Genomic DNA, 1,996 nt, shown 5'->3' on the forward strand with positions numbered 1-1,996 from the left:
AGGAATCATGAAGCGTATCAAAGCAAAAGGAATTGAAGTTGTTGTTTATGAACCAGTTTTAGATGAAGAAACCTTTTTCGGTTCTACTGTTATGAAAGATTTAGAAAAGTTTAAACAAGAATGTGACGTAATTATATCTAATAGAATGACAGATGATTTAATTGATGTTAAAAACAAAGTATATACACGCGATTTATTTGGTAACGATTAAAAAGAGTCTTTCAATTTTGAAAGACTTTTTTTATACAAATGTATAATTAAGAAAAACTAATGATATTGTCAATTTCAATAGGAAATAAACTTATATATTTGTTTCATAAACTAACTTAATAACTTTAGAGAAATGAGATTTTTAAATTTCTCTCTTTCAATTTCAATTATAAAAATTAACGTCGAAATTATTTTAAGTACTTATTTATTAAAATAAAAGTATGTAAGTAATTGTATTATTAAATGTAAATTTGCTCAGGATTAAATGATTGAAGATAATAAGTGTTGTATTTTATTATTAGAAAATAAATTTCAGTTAATATATAAAATTGAAAGATGATTACACAGAAAAAAATTGCAGTAATAGGCCTAGGTTATGTTGGCTTGCCTTTAGCTAGACTATTTGCTACTAAATATCCAGTTGTTGGATTTGATATAAACAAAAATCGAATTTCAGAGTTACATAGTGGAATAGATCATACATTAGAATTAGAATCAGAAATTTTAAATAAGGTTCTTAAATCTAAAAATCCATTCTACACTTCAGAAAATGGACTTTTTTGTACCTCAAATTTAGAAGACATAACTTCAGCAAATATTTATATTGTTACAGTTCCAACACCAGTAGATAAAAATAATAGACCAGATTTAACTCCTTTATATAAAGCTTCTGAAACAGTTGGGGAAGTTTTAAAAAAAGGAGATATTGTTATTTATGAATCTACAGTTTATCCAGGAGTAACAGAAGATGAATGTGTTCCAGTTCTAGAAAGAATTTCAGGATTAAAGTTTAATGAAGATTTTTTTGCTGGATATTCTCCAGAACGAATAAATCCTGGAGATAAAAATCATACTGTAGAAAATATATTAAAAGTTACTTCAGGATCTACTCAAGAAATAGGTTTAATTGTAGATAACCTATATAAATCAGTCATTTCAGCAGGTACGCATTTAGCACCTACAATTAAGGTTGCCGAAGCAGCAAAAGTTATTGAAAATTCTCAAAGGGATATAAATATTGCTTTTGTAAATGAGTTAGCTAAAATATTTAATTTAATGGGTATTGATACTCAAGCAGTTTTAGAGGCTGCTGGTACTAAGTGGAATTTTTTACCTTTTAAACCAGGTTTAGTTGGAGGACATTGCATTGGTGTAGACCCATTTTATTTAGCTCAAAGAGCACAAGAGTTTGGATATTATTCTGAACTTATTTTAACAGCCCGTCGTATCAATGATTCCATGGGGAGTTATGTAGCTGGAGAGGTTGTTAAATTAATGATTAAATCAGGAATTGATTTAAAAAAGTCTAAACTTTTGAATTTAGGAATTACATTTAAAGAAAACTGTAATGATATTCGTAATACAAAAGCTGTAGATGTAATAAATGGATTAAGAGAATATTCTTTGGACGTTGTGATTTATGATCCATGGGCAAATCCGATGGAGGTTAAACAAGAATATGATCTTGTAAGCCATACAGAACTTCCTTCTGAAATTCAAAAATATGATGTAATTGTTTTGACTGTTGCTCATGATGAGTTTAATAATTTAGATTTATCAAAATTATTGAATGAAGGAGGAGTAGTTTACGATGTCAAAGGAATTCTAAAAAATAGTGATTTAAGATTGTAGTATTTATTTACGCTATAAAAATAATATGAAAATAACAATAGTTGGAACGGGTTACGTTGGATTATCAAATGCAATGTTATTAGCACAAAAGCATGAAGTAGTTGCGCTAGATATAGTTCCAGAAAAGGTAGAAATGTTGAATAATCATATTTCG

General features: G+C 27.8%; 1 protein-coding gene and 2 pseudogenes. All 3 read left to right on the forward strand.

Going from position 1 to position 1,996, the window contains the following annotated elements:
• Positions 1 to 211, forward strand: a pseudogene (locus EAH69_RS13820) (UDP-glucose 6-dehydrogenase); the annotation flags it as partial.
• 335 nt (positions 212 to 546) lie between these two features.
• The gene (locus EAH69_RS13825) at positions 547 to 1,842 is read left to right on the forward strand and encodes a nucleotide sugar dehydrogenase (RefSeq protein WP_121935802.1); all 1,296 of its coding nucleotides are present in this window, start codon (positions 547 to 549) and stop codon (positions 1,840 to 1,842) included.
• 25 nt (positions 1,843 to 1,867) lie between these two features.
• A pseudogene (locus EAH69_RS14080) lies at positions 1,868 to 1,996 on the forward strand (UDP-glucose 6-dehydrogenase); the annotation flags it as partial.

This window comes from Faecalibacter macacae, assembly GCF_003687725.1.
Classification (GTDB): Bacteria; Bacteroidota; Bacteroidia; order Flavobacteriales; family Weeksellaceae; genus Empedobacter; species Empedobacter macacae.

Coding starts and splice junctions, on each gene's coding strand:
- EAH69_RS13825 (WP_121935802.1), top strand. CDS start 547: ATGATTACACAGAAAAAAATTGCAGTAATAGGCCTAGGTTATGTTGGC.